This is a genomic window from Alteromonas sp. AWJ4_199 (genome assembly GCF_056159165.1).
The window spans coordinates 2580770-2598151 of record NZ_JBSWUR010000001.1 but is presented as its reverse complement, the minus strand read 5'-3'; the positions used below and the strand labels follow the sequence as shown (position 1 = coordinate 2598151).

Annotated in this window: 11 protein-coding genes; 5 read left to right on the top strand and 6 right to left on the bottom strand. The window is 44.9% G+C overall.

Annotated elements, in window-relative coordinates; genetic code table 11:
* Positions 1–19: 19 nt before the first annotated feature.
* The gene (locus ACXAER_RS11400; protein WP_474829320.1) at positions 20–2965 is read left to right on the top strand and encodes a TonB-dependent receptor; all 2946 of its coding nucleotides are present in this window, start codon (positions 20–22) and stop codon (positions 2963–2965) included.
* Positions 2966–3016: 51 nt separating this feature from the next.
* Here the strand turns inward: ACXAER_RS11400 and ACXAER_RS11395 are convergent, their stop codons facing one another.
* Together ACXAER_RS11395 and ACXAER_RS11390 are read right to left on the bottom strand one after the other, a co-directional pair.
* A complete protein-coding gene (locus ACXAER_RS11395) occupies positions 3017–4780 on the bottom strand; it encodes a lipoprotein N-acyltransferase Lnb domain-containing protein (protein WP_474829318.1) in 1764 nt (587 codons plus the stop codon).
* Positions 4781–4843: 63 nt separating this feature from the next.
* Entirely contained in the window at positions 4844–5203 is a 360-nt protein-coding gene (locus ACXAER_RS11390) for an adenosine deaminase (RefSeq protein WP_474829316.1), read from the bottom strand.
* A gap of 363 nt (positions 5204–5566) precedes the next feature.
* Here ACXAER_RS11390 and ACXAER_RS11385 point away from each other — a divergent pair, with 363 nt between their 5' ends.
* The gene (locus ACXAER_RS11385) at positions 5567–5941 is read left to right on the top strand and encodes an IS3 family transposase (protein ID WP_474829314.1); all 375 of its coding nucleotides are present in this window, start codon (positions 5567–5569) and stop codon (positions 5939–5941) included.
* Between the two features lie 66 nt (positions 5942–6007).
* Here the strand turns inward: ACXAER_RS11385 and ACXAER_RS11380 are convergent, their stop codons facing one another.
* Positions 6008–8557, bottom strand: a complete 2550-nt coding sequence (locus tag ACXAER_RS11380) for a glycoside hydrolase family 3 protein (RefSeq protein ID WP_474829312.1) — start codon at positions 8555–8557, stop codon at positions 6008–6010.
* A 12-nt stretch (positions 8558–8569) separates the two neighbouring features.
* A complete protein-coding gene (locus ACXAER_RS11375) occupies positions 8570–9832 on the bottom strand; it encodes a sugar MFS transporter (protein ID WP_474829310.1) in 1263 nt (420 codons plus the stop codon).
* Positions 9833–10037: 205 nt separating this feature from the next.
* On the opposite strand from ACXAER_RS11375, the gene ACXAER_RS11370 reads away from it, so the two are divergent.
* From ACXAER_RS11370 to ACXAER_RS11360, 3 genes are read left to right on the top strand one after another with little or no spacing between them, the layout of a single operon-like run.
* Positions 10038–11396 (top strand): GH1 family beta-glucosidase, encoded by a 1359-nt coding sequence (locus ACXAER_RS11370; RefSeq protein WP_474829308.1) that lies wholly within the window; start codon positions 10038–10040, stop codon positions 11394–11396.
* 20 nt (positions 11397–11416) lie between these two features.
* The gene (locus ACXAER_RS11365) at positions 11417–12418 is read left to right on the top strand and encodes a LacI family DNA-binding transcriptional regulator (RefSeq protein WP_474829306.1); all 1002 of its coding nucleotides are present in this window, start codon (positions 11417–11419) and stop codon (positions 12416–12418) included.
* A 1-nt stretch (position 12419) separates the two neighbouring features.
* A complete protein-coding gene (locus tag ACXAER_RS11360; protein ID WP_474829304.1) occupies positions 12420–13994 on the top strand; it encodes a sugar porter family MFS transporter in 1575 nt (524 codons plus the stop codon).
* Here the strand turns inward: ACXAER_RS11360 and ACXAER_RS11355 are convergent.
* Together ACXAER_RS11355 and ACXAER_RS11350 are read right to left on the bottom strand one after the other, a co-directional pair.
* Entirely contained in the window at positions 13984–15570 is a 1587-nt protein-coding gene (locus ACXAER_RS11355) for an ATP-binding cassette domain-containing protein (RefSeq protein ID WP_474829302.1), read from the bottom strand. The two genes, ACXAER_RS11360 and ACXAER_RS11355, sit on opposite strands and share 11 nt — an antisense overlap.
* The gene (locus tag ACXAER_RS11350) at positions 15563–17344 is read right to left on the bottom strand and encodes an ABC transporter ATP-binding protein/permease (RefSeq protein ID WP_474829300.1); all 1782 of its coding nucleotides are present in this window, start codon (positions 17342–17344) and stop codon (positions 15563–15565) included. Before ACXAER_RS11350 ends, ACXAER_RS11355 begins: the two co-directional genes overlap by 8 nt.
* Positions 17345–17382 lie beyond the last annotated feature (38 nt).

The following is a 17382-nucleotide window of genomic DNA, read 5'->3' as shown; positions in this document are numbered from 1 at the left end:
AAGAATTAGTAGGGCAATTATGAAAAACACATCTTTTAAAAAGACCCAACTTGCCACATCAATGGCTTTGTTGATGGGCTCTTCACTTGTACTACCCGCATATGCTCAAGAAGCAGAAGCAGCAATACCTGCAGAAGGTGAAGTAGAAGTTATTCAAGTTAGTGGTATTCGCGGCAGCATGATCCGTTCAATGGATTTAAAGCGCAGCTCAAGTGGTGTAGTAGACGCCATATCAGCTGAAGAGCTAGGTAAATTTCCTGATACAAACCTAGCGGAAGCACTGCAACGCATTACCGGTGTCACCATCAGCCGAAATAACGGTGAAGGTAGCCAAATTACCGTTCGTGGTTTTGGTCCTGAGTTCAACTTGGTAACCCTAAACGGCCGTCAAATGCCTGGTACTGGTTTTACCCGTTCTTTTGACCTCGCTAACCTTTCATCTGAAGGCGTAAGCACGCTAGAACTTCAAAAAACGGCTCGTGCAGAAAACCCGAGTGGTGGCTTAGGTGCTACGGTAAACATCATTACCATGAAGCCGCTAGCCCAGTCGGGGCAAAACGCTACTATTTCAGTGAAAGGTATTTACGATACGTCGAACGAAGAAGGTGACGATGTAACCCCTGAAATTGCGGGTGTTTACACAAATACTTTCGCCGATGACATGTTCGGCTTCGGCGTATCTTTTTCGCACCAAGAGCGTGATTTCCAGCAGCAGTCGGCAAATATTCAAGGTTGGGTACTTCAAGAGAATGATGCACTGCCTGAGCTAGATCCAAGCGACGTTGTTGATAACCGTACTAATATTACAAATGCGGCTTTCTTCCCGAAAGACATGAACTACAGCATTAATGATGTACAGCGCGAACGCTCAAATGGGCAGGTTACTTTCCAGTTTCGTCCTGTTGACGAGTTTACCGCGACTATCGACTACACAGCGTCTCGCGCAACCACCGGCACTAACAGTGTAGGTTGGGGTATTTGGAACAATTTTGGTGCTAACATCAATGCTTACGAGCTTGATGAAAATGGTACGGCTGTTTATGCAGACATCAGTGGCGATGACGGCTCGTTTACCGCAAGCCGCAACACTACCCGCGTTGATGCACGATCACTGGGTGTAAACTTAGACTGGATGGTCAATGACGATTGGCACTTCCGTTTGGATTATCATGATTCTTACAACAAAACCGACAATGGTTATGACGAAGGGTTAGGTAGCGCTGGACAGATCATTCTTGGTTCAAACCAGTTAGAATCTAAAATTTATGACTACCGTGAAGGTGAAATCCCTCAGGTCTTCGTTAACTGGAATAACGGCACTAATGAAATTTTGCCGGGTGAAATTGACTCTAACTTCAGTCAGTTCATCTATTCACCAGGACGCTCTGACATTGAACAGCTGCAGTTAGACGGTACTTGGTATAACTCAGCGTGGGATATCCCGCTTGTCAAAATCGATTTCGGTGTAGCTCGCACAGAACAGTCTTTGACTGGCTTTACCGCATGGAGCGGACTACGCGGCGGACCTGGCTTTAGCCCATCGTTCACTGAAATTTTCCCAGACAGCATGTTCGTTCGCAACGACACCTCAGGCTTCCTAGACGCTTTTGATGGTGGTGGTGCGAGCATGAACCCAGGCTATTATTACACCTTTGACTTTGATGAAGCCATTGCGCGTCAGCTTCAATTCATCACTGCCGACGTTGTGGGCGAAAGCAACGCGTACTCTATCGACCCGTACTTCAGCGGCGCACCTTCAGTAAGCAATGTAGAAGAGACAACCGACTCAATTTACGTACAGACCGAGTGGGACTTTGACGTTAGCGATTACTACGTTCAAATTAACGCTGGTCTTCGCTACGAAGAAACAGAAGTACCTAGCACTGCTGAAGTTCGCGTACCTATTCAAGTAAACTGGGTTGCAGCTGGTGAGTGGATCACTGTTTTCCAAGACGGTGTTGAAGAGCAAGACTTCACAGGTAAGTACGATGTACTGCTTCCTATGTTCGACGTGAAAGTTGATGTTACTGACGACATTGTTGCCCGTTTCTCTTGGGGTAAATCAATTACTCGCGCACCTATCGGCTTTTTACAAGGCGGTCGTTCATTTAGCGGAAGCCCTAAAATTGGTTCGCGCACGGTTTCTGAAGGCAGTACCGATCTTAAGCCTTACGAGTCAACTAACTTAGACTTATCTTTCGAGTGGTACTACGACGAAGCGAGCTATGCGTCAGTCGGCCTATTCAGAAAGTCTGTTAAAAACTACATCGATACGCAAGGTGCACTTGAAACTTTCGACGGTCTGAACGACATCTATCTAGGACCAAGATGGCAAGAAGCGGTTTCAGCGCTTCAAGCAGAAGGTATCCAAGCTACTGACAGCAACATTTACGACTACTTCTTGTCGGCCGGTTATGCGAATGAAGAAGGTGTAGTAGAGCCTAACTCAGACGACCCGCTCATTGAATGGAACGTAGTGAAGCCTCGTAACCTTAATGAATCAAAAACCGTAGAAGGCATCGAGCTTGCTGTTCAGCATACGTTTGGTGAAACGGGCTTTGGTTTTGGCGCTAACGCAACGCTTGTTGACGGTGACGTAGAGTACGACCCGTACAACCTAGAACAGCAAAACCCGCTAGTAGGTATCAGTGATTCAGCTAACTTCCAAGTGTTTTACGAGAAGGAAGGTCTATCTGTTAAAGTTACTTACGCATGGCGTTCAGACTATGTTGTTGGCATTGGTCAAGCGCAAGGTTCATCTGATAACCCAGCTACCCAGTTCGACACATTTGGTCAAGTTGATGCCAGCATCAACTACGATGTAAATGAGCACCTAACTGTGTTCCTAGAAGGTGTAAACATCAACGACGAAACCGAGCGTGGTTACGGCCGCTTTGAAGAGCAATTCTTATTTGCCCGTCAATATGGCCCTCGCTATACGCTTGGTGCAAGATACACGTTCTAATTTCTGTTTATAGTGTGAGTAAAAAGCCGCTTATTAAAGCGGCTTTTTTATTTAGAAATACCAGTCAAATCCGGCTCTTGCTCTTACTTCTTTGTTTACGCCGCTATCGAAATGCTCAAGTCTTACATAAACGCCATAACCATTGTTTGGCTGAGTAGATAATTCAGCAACAAAGTGGTTAAGCGGCTTTCGTACCCTGTCTGAAACTGCCACCGACGCTTCAAATCGAAACGATGATTGCCAGGCTAAATTAACAAACAGCCCGGCATTTAAGCGACCATATACGATGTCTTCGTTTAGTCTGGTACCAAAACCTGCCTCAGCGGTTCCGTAACCAATAACATCGCGATGAAGCCTAACACTTTTGCCCAAGCCGCCTTCTAATGAGAAAAAGCCTTCGTCATTTAGCGCATCGTCAAATGCTTGTTGGTAGCCAATGAATAACGTACCAGACCACCTTGGTAAGCTTTGCGTTGACGGCATATATGATTCGAACGCATAGAGTGTAAAACGGTCCAAGCGCACATTACCAGACTGTGTGTTTACCGACAGCTGTGTTTCAGCAATACGTAGCTCTGATTCGTTGAAAAATTGTGGCTCGGATGTTCTTAAATAGTGCGAAGCTGGCAGAATGGATAGCATCGCTCTTTCGGACTGGTTAAACCGCTCTACCCCTATACTTAAAGCACTGTCTTGTACTGTATCAAGCGGGTTTTTCGCTGTTTTTCTGTTAAGTTGAAACAGCTCATGCCCATCTACAAGCTTAGTTACATGCTTATCAAAGTCGTCGTACTTGTAAGAATGAGATGGCGTCATCTTTTGTTCTATTGCGATTAACCGCTTCACATACTCAAGCTCAAGGGGAGTTAAAGCCTCAAACCGGATGTAGTCATTACTCTTCATCTCTAACAGAATATGCTTTAATTTCGTAACATTACGAGTACCTAGCTGCAATTCAAGTGCTGCGACCGCCCATTCATTAGACAAATTCACTTTCGATTGCGTAATTAATTGCACCTTAGCTGCAGCTTTAACCACATCAGCAGGAGTTACGAATAACGTTTCTTCTTTTTTTATTTCTGGCTGAACTATGCCTAATAAATAAAGTGTTAGCGTTGCACAGTTATAGCTCTGGAAAAGATAGGTAATATCGATTTCTTTAAGCTCCCACAGGTGAAGCTGCAGGAGCTGCCTAGCACCTTCATCAAGGGAAAGGCTATATTCGAATACATTCCTGCCTTCGGTATTTAAATATCGTGCAAGCTCTTTTTCATATGGCCTCACAATAAAGAAGCCCGGCATTCCTTTCACTAACCCGTTGTAAATAATTGAAAACGGATTAAAAGTATCATACTCAGTGAAGAAGGAAAGCGCGTGCGATACCGCGTTTCCTCTGTAGTTTTGACCTTTCGCTTTTAGAAACACATGCCCCATCATACTCGAGGCAGAGGACAGCACTTCAGAAGCAAAAATGATTTCAACCGAGTCGAAAGGAACGTGATTTATATATTGGTTGAGCTCAGGACACGCGTCTACGTTAACGCCTTTCGTGCTTTTATTTAATTGCTTGTTCAACCAATAAACACGAGCAGGAAATCTACAAGTGGCTTCATCCTCAGACACATTAACATAAGCTATTAATGCATCAAGTTCAGCGCGCGGAGAGAAGTGTGGTCCTGATAAGGTAAATTTGGGATCTGATATTGCCGATTTTTGGCCTTTTATATGCAATAGAGCATGCCACTGCGGTTTCGCAGCAATACGCTCACGCATGCTTTCATCAACGTATAAGCTCTTCGCGCTACTATCACCCACAAGAAGTGCCCAAAAAAATAAAGCTGGCAAAAGCCAGCTTTTTACTACGTAATTCATTTTAGCTTATTGCGCGCACTGAACTTCTACGTTGTCAGCGTAATCCCACATTTTACCGGTAACGCCGTCAGTGGTAGAGCCAAGTAGGCCACCAATTACGATATTACCAAAAAAAACAGGTGTTACAGACTTTTTAATTGGTGTAGCAGTGTCACAGCCTTCAGCTTTTGTGCGTACAACTTTGTCTTTACCGTCACGAAGTACAACAACCATACCAGGCGCTGTCACTGTTTTATCGTCAACAGTAACTTCTGCTGGTTTGTTGTTACTTGTGGTAACATTAATCGATTGGTTCTCTGATGTCATGACGCTGGCACAGCCCGACGTCATCATTGCGATTGCTGCAAGAAGCGCAATTTTTTTCATTTTTATTTATCCCTTAGTTTGTTACTGCCAAAACCTTGGCGCGAAGTAATGTATATAAAAACTAATAAATGTCAATCTATGCATGCATTGTATAACAATCTTCAAATAAAAAAGCAGCTCGAATGAAGTGCCCGCCAATAGTTGGATTATCCAATTACTGGCGGTCTTTTTATGTCCAAACACCATAGAGCATTTATTAAAGGCTACTGAGCTTGCCAATAGCGTTCATTACTACCATCTAATACGCTGAGCCAGCCTGGCTCCAATAATGACTTACGTGTAAAAATACGTGATATTTATCATGAGCATAAAGATCAATACGGCTACCTTAGAATAACTTACGCGCTAAACATGATGAGCTTGATGGATGAACTCGGCTTGAATTCAAAAGCCAGGCCTAAACGCTATAAATCTTACAAAGGTGAAGTCGGAAGAGTCGCAGAAGCATTGGGTACCACTCGTACACCCAGCATCCAAGGTTGGCAACATCAACAACACCTGGAAGAGAATGGTTTAACGCAGATCATGTCCAGGAAAGGAAACAGCTTAGACAATGCTGTTGCAGAAAACTTCTTCGGCATATTAAAAGCTGAGATGTATCACAATGAAACGTTCAAAGACGCGAATGAACTCATTGAAAGCATCAAAAAATACATCGACTTTAACGACGACGAACGTTTTAAGCTAAAGGGCCTGAGTCCGATACAATATCGAACGCAGGCCTTAGTTACCGCGTAGAAATGAGTCCAACTTAATGAGGCCACTTCAACACAAAGGAAAGGACTTTTTAAAAAGTCATAATTCCTACTGACAGGATATATCGGCTTCCTTGGCACCTTTTGGCGTAAACTGAATATCTGCTACGCTCAAACTTGCCTTACCTGAGCTGCCTAGCTCAAACGGTACGACAAGGCCAGTGAAGTCAATGCCTTCGTCGACAAAGCACTGAAGATCAATGCTCACGTTCGTCCACGTATCAGCAGGCATTACTTTTAGCTGCTCGCTAATATTAATCTGCGTTGAACAGCTGCCAGCAGCATCACCTTCGCCTTCACAGTTCATGCCTACGGTAACAGGCCCAGTAATATCTGAGTGACGGCTAACGTTAAAGCTTAGCGCCCCGCTAGTGAGTAACTGTGCACTTAAGTCTTCGCGGAAAAAGCTTTTGCTAGCAAAGCGCATAGCCGCAAATTCAGAGCCATCAAAGGTCACTTTTCGTGCATCTTCTTGCACTACCTTGTCCACAGTGCGGTAGGTCAGCGCACCAAGGGTGTGAGTACTTGCGTTCACAGGTAGCGATTCATCACCTGAATACAGCCATAGTACCCACGGTGACTGCACGGCACCGTTTAGAATTTCCATTGCCTCGTTGTTATCCGTGCTTACTTTAATCTCAGTGTTTAGCGAATCGCTTAACACGTTTTCGGCATCAAAGGATAACCCAAATCCATAGGGTAGCAATGGTTCGTAGGTCTCATCGCCCTTGTTCACAATTTGCTGAGGTTTTGACGGCCAAGAGAAAGATAGCTTTCCTTTAAAGTCTTGTTCACCAAACAACACATCAGCTACCGCATCGCCTTCAGAGCCAGGTAACCAAGCGGCGACAAAAGCGTCAGATGCATTAAGCTCGGCATTTACCCACATTGGGCGGCCGCTGATAAATACAGATACTACTGGAATACCTTGAGACTTCAGCTTTTCAAGTAGCGCTAAATCTTTCTTATTGCCGTATTGGTAGATAAGCGTTTCTCTATCACCGTGGCCTTCTGCATAAGGCTCTTCGCCGAATACCACAATGGCAACATCTGGCTTAGTTTCAAAACCGCCCTCAACGGAAAGTTCGACCTTACCACCAGCACTTTCGACATGCTCTTTGATGCCGTCGTAAATAGAACTTCCACCTGGGAAGTCGTCATTGGTATTGTTTGTGCCTTGCCACGTAATGCTCCAGCCACCAGACTGCTTACCAATGTTGTCGGCGCCATCACCGGCCACTAATATGTTTTTATTCGCAGAAAGAGGCAGCGTTTTATCTTTGTTTTTCAAAAGCACAAGTGACTCACGTACCGCTTGCGCGGCTACTTCACGATGCTCTGCTTTACCTATAAGCGAACGGTCGCCAGATAACGGGCGATTTGCTGGGCTTGGCTTATTAAAAAGGCCCGCTCGTACTTTCACGCGAAGAATGCGGCGCACTGCATCATCGATGCGGGTCATAGATATAGTGCCATCTTTTACTTGAGCGAGGGTGTTGTCGTACAGTACCTTCCAATCGTTAGGTACCATGAAAATATCCAGACCCGCGTTGATAGCCTGCGCGCAGTCTTCATTATTACAGCCTTTAACTTGCCCATGGCCGTTCCAATCGCCTACTACGAAGCCGTCAAAGCCCATTTGATCTTTAAGTACATCATTTAATAGATACTTATGACCGTGAAGTTTGTCGCCGTTCCAGCTGTTGAACGATGCCATTACAGACTGTGCCCCAGCGGTCAATCCGCCAACATAACCTTGGGCATGTATATCGAACAGGTCTTGCTCGCTAGCTAGGTTGTTACCTTGGTCGTCTCCACCTACGGTACCGCCATCACCGACAAAGTGTTTGACCGTGCTAATTACACGCTGATCGCTTAAAAAATCCTTATCAGCAGCGCCTTGAAGACCTTTAACTACAGATGCGGCATACTCCCTAACAATGGCAGGATCTTCAGAGTAGCTTTCATAGGTTCTACCCCAACGGTCGTCACGTACAACAGCAACCGTTGGCGCAAATACCCAATCAATGCCCGTCGCCATCACTTCTTTCGCTGTGATATGAGCAATTTTCTCTACTAAATCAGGGTTATTTGCCGCACCTAAACCTATGTTATGGGGAAATAAAGTGGCGCCAATAACATTGTTATGACCGTGAACAGCATCGGTACCCCACATTGTCGGGATTGTTGAACCATCTAGGCTGTCGTCAATGGAAGCTTGATATAGCTTTTCGGCAAGTTCCACCCAATCTTCAGGAGTTGCATGCTTGTCGTTATTCGGAAACGCGCCACCACCATTGAGGTAAGAACCAAACCCATACTTACGCATGTCTTCAACAGTGATATTGCGAATTTCTGGCTGTATCATCTGCGCAATTTTCTGTTCAAGCGTCATGGTAGATAAAATATCATCTACCTTTTTCTCTACCGCAGGGGCTGACTTTACTTCGATATCTAGCTTAGGCCATATCTCACTGGCTTTATTCGTTTTTTCTACGGCACTGTTAACTGAAGAAGCGTCTTCATCGGATGCACAAGCGCTAACTAAGACACTGACCAATGCACCTGCAACAACCTTCGCGATTAGACTTTTTCGCATTATTAATCCTCGTTACTTTTCAGTGGTTTGAAATTTAGATACGCGACTTCCTACAAGGCCATAATAAGCAATGTAGAGATAGCACGAAGCGGGCAATAGGAATGAAAGCGTAACCCCAATCGAGTCGGCCAGCATACCTTGGAAAAGTGGAACGATAGCTCCGCCCACAATAGCTAGACATAAAATGCCTGAACCTTGCGGTGTGTCCTTACCTAATTGCTGTAGTGCAAGGCTGAAAATGGTAGGGAACATAATTGAATTAAATAAACCTACGCCTAATATACTCCACAGCGCAAGGTCACCCGTACTTGAAAGCGATAGCAAAATAAGACCAATTGCCATACAGGCATTAAAGGCAAGTACATAGCCGCCAGAGATTTTTTGCATGACTACAGCGCCGATGAAACGCCCTACCATGGCTCCACCCCAGTAATATGCCAGCAATTTTGCCGCGCCAGCTTCAGTTAGTCCGCCAACCGCGGGACTGGCTAAGTAATTAACCAACATACTGCCAATAGCCACTTCTGCACCAACATACATAAAGATACCTACCGCACCTAACACAAGGTGCTTGTGATGCCATGCGCCACCTTTTAATACACCTGCATTTGCGCCTGTGTGATTAAGCTTAGGTAACTTCAAGTACATAAACACAAGAGCAAGAAGCAGTAGCGAAGCTGCCAATATTAGATAAGGAATTTGCACATCTGAAGCGCTTGGCGTGCCGCCACCGTGCTCGCCTGTAGCACCGTAAATAAGATAAGAGCCGAAAAATGGTGCCACTGTTGTACCAAAAGCGTTGAACGCCTGAGTCATGGTAAGTCGTGACGAGGCCGTTTTAGGGTCACCAAGCGCTGTCACGAAAGGGTTGGCAGACACTTGAAGGACGGTTATACCTGACGCCAACACAAAGAGCGCCAACAAGAAAACACCATAAATTTGACTAGACGCAGCGGGGAAAAACAGCAAACAGCCTACACATGCGACAGCTAATCCAAGCACAATGCCCTTTTGGTAACCAATGCGCGACACAACCATTCCCGCGGGGAGCGATACGATGAAATAAGCGCTAAAGAAACAAAATTGAATTAACATTGCTTGCGTAAAGCTGAGGTTAAAAGCCCCCTTTAGATAGGGAATAAGTATGTCGTTCAAACATGTAATAAATCCCCACATGAAAAACAACGTGGTAAGTGAGATTAGCGCAAAGCGGTAGCTACCGTTTGCCCCTTGCTCCTGAGCGGATGAAATATTCGGCTGAACTGGTGTGTCCACAAGTAACCTCTGTTGCTATTTTTCTGATTAATGATAAATTTACATTTGAAAGCGCTTACATGCTTATCCAAATTATTTTGTAAGCGCTTACATTGAGTAGATAATTACATGAAGCGTTATCGAATTCAATGTAAATATGATGTTATTTGCTTAGCAATTCGCAAAGCAAATATGACGAAATTGTTATTGCTAGGACATTTCTACGATGAAAGACATTAACCTTCCATCCAATTCTATGATGCTTTCTAAAGACTTCCTGTTTGGTGTAGCTACATCAAGCTTTCAAATAGAAGGCGACAGAAAAGGAAGGTTGGACTGCATTTGGGACACCTTCTGTGAAAAGAGCGGGACAATTTCAGATGCAACTAACGGTGATGTAGCTTGCGATCACGTAGCGCTTTGGAAGGAAGATGTAGCGCTTATCGATGCCTTGGGTGTCGATGCCTATCGACTATCTATTTCTTGGCCCCGCGTTATGATGCAAGACGGCACCGTTAATGAAGTAGGTATGCAATTTTACGTCAACCTAGTTAACGAGGTCGTAAAACGCGGTATGAAAGTGTTCGTTACGCTTTATCACTGGGATTTACCGCAGCACCTTGAAGACAATGGCGGCTGGTTAAACCGCGACACCGCCTACGCATTTGAAAAATACGTAGAGGCCGTTGCAAAGGCATTGGGCGAGAAAGTCTATTCTTACGCCACCTTAAACGAGCCATTTTGCTCTGCTTATTTAGGCTATGAAGCCGGTATTCATGCTCCTGGTAAAACAGGGATGGGCAACGGGCGTAAAGCGGCGCACCACCTGTTGCTTGCACATGGGTTAGCTTTGAAAGTACTTAATAACCATTGCCCGAATAGTCAAAACGGTATTGTGCTTAACTTTAGCAATTGCCATACAACAACGAATTCTAATGAAGATAAGCACGCAGCTAAACTGGCCGACGACTACCATAACCAGTGGTATTTAAAGCCGATAATAGAAGGTAGATACCCCGATATTATCGACATGCTCGATACTGATAGCAAACCAGAAATACTTGAAGGTGATATGGATATCATTTCTCAACCTATCGACTATTTGGGTATCAATTTCTACACCCGCACCCTGTATCAAAGTGATGGAAATAATTGGTTTGAAATTGTTCCACCAGCAACAAATGAGCTAACCGCAATGGGCTGGGAAATTACCCCTGACGCATTCACCGAACTGCTTGTTGATCTTAATGAGCGCTATGACTTACCGCCCATTTATATTACAGAAAACGGTGCGGCAATGGATGATGTCCTGAATGACGGTGAAGTTATAGATGATACGCGTACCGCTTATTTTCACACTCATTTAAATGCCGTAAATAAAGCAATGGTAAAGGGTGTGGACATTCGCGGGTATTTTGCATGGAGCCTGATGGACAACTTTGAGTGGGCGCTGGGTTATTCCAAGCGTTTTGGCATTGTATATGTTGACTACGAAACCCAAAAACGCACCTTAAAACAAAGTGCTTTAGCCTATTCAAAACTGGTGAAGAGTCGTATAAATGGGTACATTAGCGGTATCAAATAAGGACAATTACTAGAAACCGTATGGCAACAATTTACCAAGTATCAGAAGCAGCTGGGGTATCGCTGGCTACCGTCTCTCGTGTTATGAATGGAAACGCGAAAGTAAGCGAGCGCACCCGCAAAAAAGTAGAGGACGCCATGGCATCGCTGGGCTACCAGCCCAACGCCATTGCGCAATCTCTGGCATCTAACCGCACCAATAGTGTGGGTTTACTTGTTTCCGAACTGCATGGCTCATACTTTGGTGACTTGATGAGTACGGTTGAACACGTGCTAAAGAAAAGTGGTAAGCATGTAATTATCACCGCGGGTCACGTGGATGAAAAGCGTGAACACGAAGCCATAGAGTTCTTAAAAAGCCGCCGGTGTGACGCACTTATCTTGCACGCTGAGGCAGTCTCTGACGAATACCTGAAGAAGCTGGTCGACAGCAAAGTCCCGGTTGTAGTGATTAACCGAAAAGTAGACGAACTTGAGCAAAACTGCTTTGTTGTAGACAACGTAAAAGGTGGCTACTTGGCTACGAAAGCGGCCATTGACGCGGGTCATACGAAGATAGCTTACATTAGCGGACCGCTATTTAAAAAAGATGCGAGCGACCGTCTTGCTGGTCACAAAAAAGCCCTTGAAGAAGCAGGACTTACATTTGACAGCAACAGCTTGTTCGAAGGCGACTTTCATGAGTCCACAGGTCAGGAAGGAATGCAGCATCTTCAAGCGACCTTTCCGGATTTTACCGCACTAGTGTGCGCAAACGATGAAATGGCCTCTGGCGCAATGACGGCGGCACGAGAAGCTGGGTTTGATATTCCAACTCAGCTTTCCATTGTTGGTTTCGATAACGTGCTATTTTCGCGCTATCTCTATCCAAAGCTAACAACTATTAATAACCCTATTCACGCTATGGGAGAAATGGCCGCTTATTGGGTACTTGAACATGTTTATGACATTAAAAGTCCTGTTCCAATTGAGCACTTATTTGTTCCAGAAGTGGTAGATAGGGACACATTAGGCACACTATAGAATGAATAAAGCCCTGTCTCCGTCGCTATACTACACGCTTATAGTTTCCCTTGGTGGGTTCATATTTGGCTTTGATGCCAGCGTAATAGCCGGAGCCAATGGTTTTATTGATGCCGAGTTTAACCTAAGTGACTGGCAGCAAGGCTTCGTAGTCAGTTCTCCCACATTAGGGGCATTAATAGCCATGCTTTTTGCTGGCGGCGTGAGCGACGCTATTGGCAGGCGAAAAGCGCTTATTTTTGTAGCTTTCTTATATCTACTTTCATCTGTCGGTTCTGCCCTCGCCCCTAACTTCGAGCTGCTAGTACTTTCTCGGTTTATTGGCGGCATTGCGTTCTGCTCACTCATCATTGCTCCGCTGTATATCTCTGAAATAAGCGCCCCAGAGGATCGGGGCAAAATGGTGTCGGTGAATCAGCTTAATATCGTGTTTGGTTTCGCTCTGTCCTATTTCACTAACTATTACCTGTTACAGCTGAGTAACAGCGGTGCAGGTTGGGTTACTGAATGGGGTATAGATACGCATTTGTGGCGCTACATGCTAGGGCTTGAAGCTATCCCAGCGACGTTGTGGTTTTTTTTACTCTTTACTATTCCGCGTAGCCCTCGTTGGCTAGTCTTAAAGGGGCGTCAAGAAGAGGCAGAACAGGTTATAAACCGCCTTTTCGACAAGGCACAAGCCCATGCACTTGTTAAGGATATTGCGTCTTCGCTTGAAGAGAAGACTTGGACGCTACGCGAGCGCCTTGGTTTTTTAAAAGCAAAAGCCATGCGCTTTCCTTTGATGGTAGGAATCATTATTGCCATTGCACAGCAAATTACCGGCATCAACGTTATCTTTTTCTATGCACCTACTATTTTTGAACAAAGTGGCGTGGGTACCAACGCCGCTTTTATGCAGGCAGTATGGATTGGTGTAGTGAATGTCGCCTTTACTGTTGTGGCAATGATGACTATTGATAAGTGGGGTAGAAAGCCGCTACTCATTGTGGGTTTGACCGGTGTTGTAATTAGCATGGCTATCTGCACTTATGGTTTTAAACAAGCCACTTACCAAGTTCAACAAGCTACCGTTAGCACTATTCAACAAGAGGCTCCCATCGCAGCAAGCAAATTAGAACCTCTAACCAACCAAGTCTATTATTCGGACGTGGAGTTTAAACGGGCGCTTAAAACTGTTTTATCAAGTGAAGAGTTTGATACTTACCAACAGCCATTGCTTACCAGCAGTATCACAATGAACGCGCCCTTAGTGCTATTTGGCATTATCGCGTTTGTAGCTTCTTTCGCTATGTCTTTAGGGCCTGTAATGTGGGCGATGTTAGCCGAAATTTTTCCTAATCAAACTCGTGGTTTGGCTATCTCTTTGGTGGGCGTGATTAACTCCTTAACCAGCTTTCTAGTTCAAATTATCTTTCCATGGGAGCTAGCTAACCTAGGCGCGGCCACCACATTTGCTATTTATGGCTGTTTTGCATTAATCAGCCTCATTTTAGTTGCTAAGCTCTTTCCGGAAACTAAGGGTAGAAGCTTAGAAGACATTACAAGAAACTTTGAACATAAGGCTATGAAATAGCGCACTGTGTTTGCAGTGCAGTTTTAATGTCGGCTTCGCCTAGTTGAAGGTGCGTTTTTACGTTTAGCGCGTCGGGTGTTGTGTGGGATGCAACTAAAATCAATGTAGTAGCAGAAAGACTATTTAGTACCTCACTCACCTTTTGTTGTGTGTAAGAATCTAACCCCTCAAAAGGCTCATCTACAGCAAGAACAGGTGGCTTCGCTAGTATTGCACGAGCTAGCGCCAATCGCTTTCGCTCACCACCGGATAAAGGCCTTCCAGCTTTTCCTACCCAGTTCTTTAAAGGAAGAATCTCTTCCAAGCCAAGCGCAGACAACAATTCACTCATTTCATTTTGAGAAATATCGTTGCCCGCTGGGTCTAGGTTTAAGGATATACTGCCTGATAACACAATAGGTTCCTGCTCTACATAACGCCAGTTTGTTACCATGCCTTCAGGCATACCTATGTCGTCAATTTCGCGCAGCCCCGTAGCTGGCAGCAAACCAATAATTGACTGCAACAATGAAGACTTACCGCATCCCGACGGCCCAGAAATACAAACAACACCATTCGCAGGTAGTGAAGTATTAACCAAACTTGCATGTCGACCTTTAGCAGAAAACTGAATTAAATTAAGTGAGTGTTTTATTTCTCTATCACGATACTGCCTAATTGGCGTGGCTTTAAGTTGCTTAAGAGCATTGACGCTTTGTTTGTACTGCGCAAATTTACTTACACTTAAAAAGCCTGTACTTGCCCAGTCAGGCGCTGCCAATAGAACCATAGGTATGACTATAGCGATAGGCGCGAATACAAAGGCCGACGCCACGGGTGAAACACCCGACATGACTAATACAACAAATAAAAACGCTAATCCCTGAAACCACCATGCTGTTCGTTGTGCCTTAGCTTTTTGCGCCAGCTGATAGCGCCATACCTGACTAGCACTCGGTATTTTAGTGCTGTCAGGGTTAGATGAGGCAGAATCACTTTCAATCATCGATTTGTCCAGATGCCAAATGGCACTGCGGTTGAAAAAATCGGAAGATTGCTGGCGAAATAGCTTGTTTGCTTTATTGGCTTTTTTCGCAAGCGTTAGTGCGCTTAGGCCTTGCACGGCCACAAAAACTAGCCAAGCAACAAATAGCGACAAAATATAAAAAGCGCCTGGGAGGTCGAGGTACACCGCAGCAGCGCACAAACCTGTGAAGATAAATACAACGCTTGATAGAGGGGCAACCCATGCAATCCATTTGCTCGCAAGCTCTTCAGTATGTTGCGCTAGTGCTTCTGTGGTATAGGCCTTATCAGTAATCTGACTGTTTTCTAGCTGACAAAAAACGCGCAGCCGTGCTTTTGCAATGCGCGCTAGGAGGTCATTGTGCCCAAACCACATACTGGCATAACCTGACGCAATACGAAGAAGCGCCAAAGCGCGAATGACCACAGCAGGTATTACATAGTTAAACCCCACTGGCGCTATTGCACTAATCGCAATAAACCAAGCAGAAATAACAAGAATACTAATCCCCGCTATGCCGTGCAAAAGAGCCAGTAGTAACGTCAGATAAGCGGGTTTTCCATTATTCAAAACCAAAACTCCTTTTCTGATCATTTGAATTTTTATTCACAGCACTGGTTACTACTTTCACTACACTTGTTACATCACAATCGTGGTTGCCGTGTTCTATACCAGTGTCGCTGTGATCATTATTCGCTTCAGTATTTGCTTGGTTGAGTGACGTTTTTTTCTCAACCGACCAAAACTGATTAAACCAATTACTTGGCAATGCTTTGTGAGAGGCCCATATCAAGGTTTTGCTCTCGCCCAAACGCTTAATCAACTGAGCTAGCCTATGGTGTTGCTCATCGGGTAAATGTGCGGTTGGTTCATCGAGAAGCCAGATACTTTCATCACGTAATAACGCTCTTGCCAGTGACAAACGCTGTGCTTCACCGCCTGAAAGTTGAGGGTAGTCTGTCATCACAGTATCAAGCCCATAGGGCAACAGTGTTAGCCAAGCTTCAAGTTCAACGTCTTGCAATGCGGTTATTAAGATGTCATCGGAGTAAGTATCGTTAAGACATAGGTTCTCCCGCACTGAACCTGGCGTGATGACTGGGTGCTGAGTGATCCACACTACTGGCTGTTCGAATTTATGGGTCGCTGGCCTTTGGCCACTAAGCGCCTCTAACAATAAGGTTTTGCCCGCTCCAGATTTCCCATTAAGGAGCACCTTATCGCCTTTTGAGATTATCAAGGAGTTAGCTTTTAGTAAGGCAGGTTGTACGTGCCCTTCTTTAAGTGAAGCGGGCTCACGCAAGTCAAACACGTTGAAGTTAGAAGCATCTAGTAACCGTGACATTTCTTCAGGATTATCGGCGCTTTGAGCATAAGATTGTAGTGAAATCGTATCAGGCACGTGTGAGTACAATGGAGCCAGTTCTTCTTGCGCTGCTTCAGCCTGAGCTTTTTGATGATACACCTGCCCCAGTTTTTTCATTTCACTTAGTAACAAGGGTACGGTAAGTAAAATCCATAAGCCTTGCTGCAAGGTTATAGCCGGGCCAATTTCAAGCTCACCTAATAGCGAAAACCCAATAAATACCGCCACTAACGCAACAGCAAGCGTGGCAAAAAAATCGAGCACACTATTAGATAAAAATGCGACACTGACGACTTTCATTGTGCGTGTATTTAACTGTTCGCTTGCTTCTTTTAGCAGGCCGGTTTGTCTTTGATGCGCTTGAAAATTTGCTAGCATCGGCAATGCCGCTAAACGGTCTGTAAATAAGCTTCCCAACCTTTCAAGAGCGACAAAGTGTTTACGATGCAGTGCAGCTGCGCCCTTACCAACAATAATCATGAAAAGCGGCACAACAGGAAGTGTGATTAGTAACCCAAGACCAATAACCGGATTGACATAAAAAATTACTGTTAATGCTAATAAAGGCACTACAACGGCTATTGTTTGCTGAACACGATATTCCAATGCCCAATCTGTAAAAGCTTGTAGGTGCTGTAACCATAGGGTTTGCCAATAATAAACTGAGTGCTGTCGAACCAAGGCATGTTGGCGAGAAACAAACACCTTACTTAACTTCTGCTCCAGCTTGTTGAGCACCGAGTCTTTCGCTTGGCACGACAAGCGATTCGCTACGCCTTGAAGCACCCAGGTTATTCCCAAGCAAACAGATAAGCCCGCTAGATCACCTTGTAACGCGGGTGTTTTATTCACCACCCAGTCTTGTGCAATGCTAGAAAAGTAGTAAAAGCCAATAATTAAAGAAAAAAGCGACAAACACTTAACCACTACCTGTGACATAAGAGAACGGCGCAAGCCAAGCGTGTGCGCGCTATCCATTTCCTTACACCACTGAGTAAGTGTTTGCCTGTTGGGAA

Coding starts and splice junctions, on each gene's coding strand:
- ACXAER_RS11400 (WP_474829320.1), top strand. CDS start 20: ATGAAAAACACATCTTTTAAAAAGACCCAACTTGCCACATCAATGGCT.
- ACXAER_RS11390 (WP_474829316.1), bottom strand. CDS start 5,203: ATGAAAAAAATTGCGCTTCTTGCAGCAATCGCAATGATGACGTCGGGC.
- ACXAER_RS11385 (WP_474829314.1), top strand. CDS start 5,567: ATGGATGAACTCGGCTTGAATTCAAAAGCCAGGCCTAAACGCTATAAA.
- ACXAER_RS11380 (WP_474829312.1), bottom strand. CDS start 8,557: ATGCGAAAAAGTCTAATCGCGAAGGTTGTTGCAGGTGCATTGGTCAGT.
- ACXAER_RS11370 (WP_474829308.1), top strand. CDS start 10,038: ATGAAAGACATTAACCTTCCATCCAATTCTATGATGCTTTCTAAAGAC.
- ACXAER_RS11365 (WP_474829306.1), top strand. CDS start 11,417: ATGGCAACAATTTACCAAGTATCAGAAGCAGCTGGGGTATCGCTGGCT.
- ACXAER_RS11360 (WP_474829304.1), top strand. CDS start 12,420: ATGAATAAAGCCCTGTCTCCGTCGCTATACTACACGCTTATAGTTTCC.
- ACXAER_RS11350 (WP_474829300.1), bottom strand. CDS start 17,344: ATGGATAGCGCGCACACGCTTGGCTTGCGCCGTTCTCTTATGTCACAG.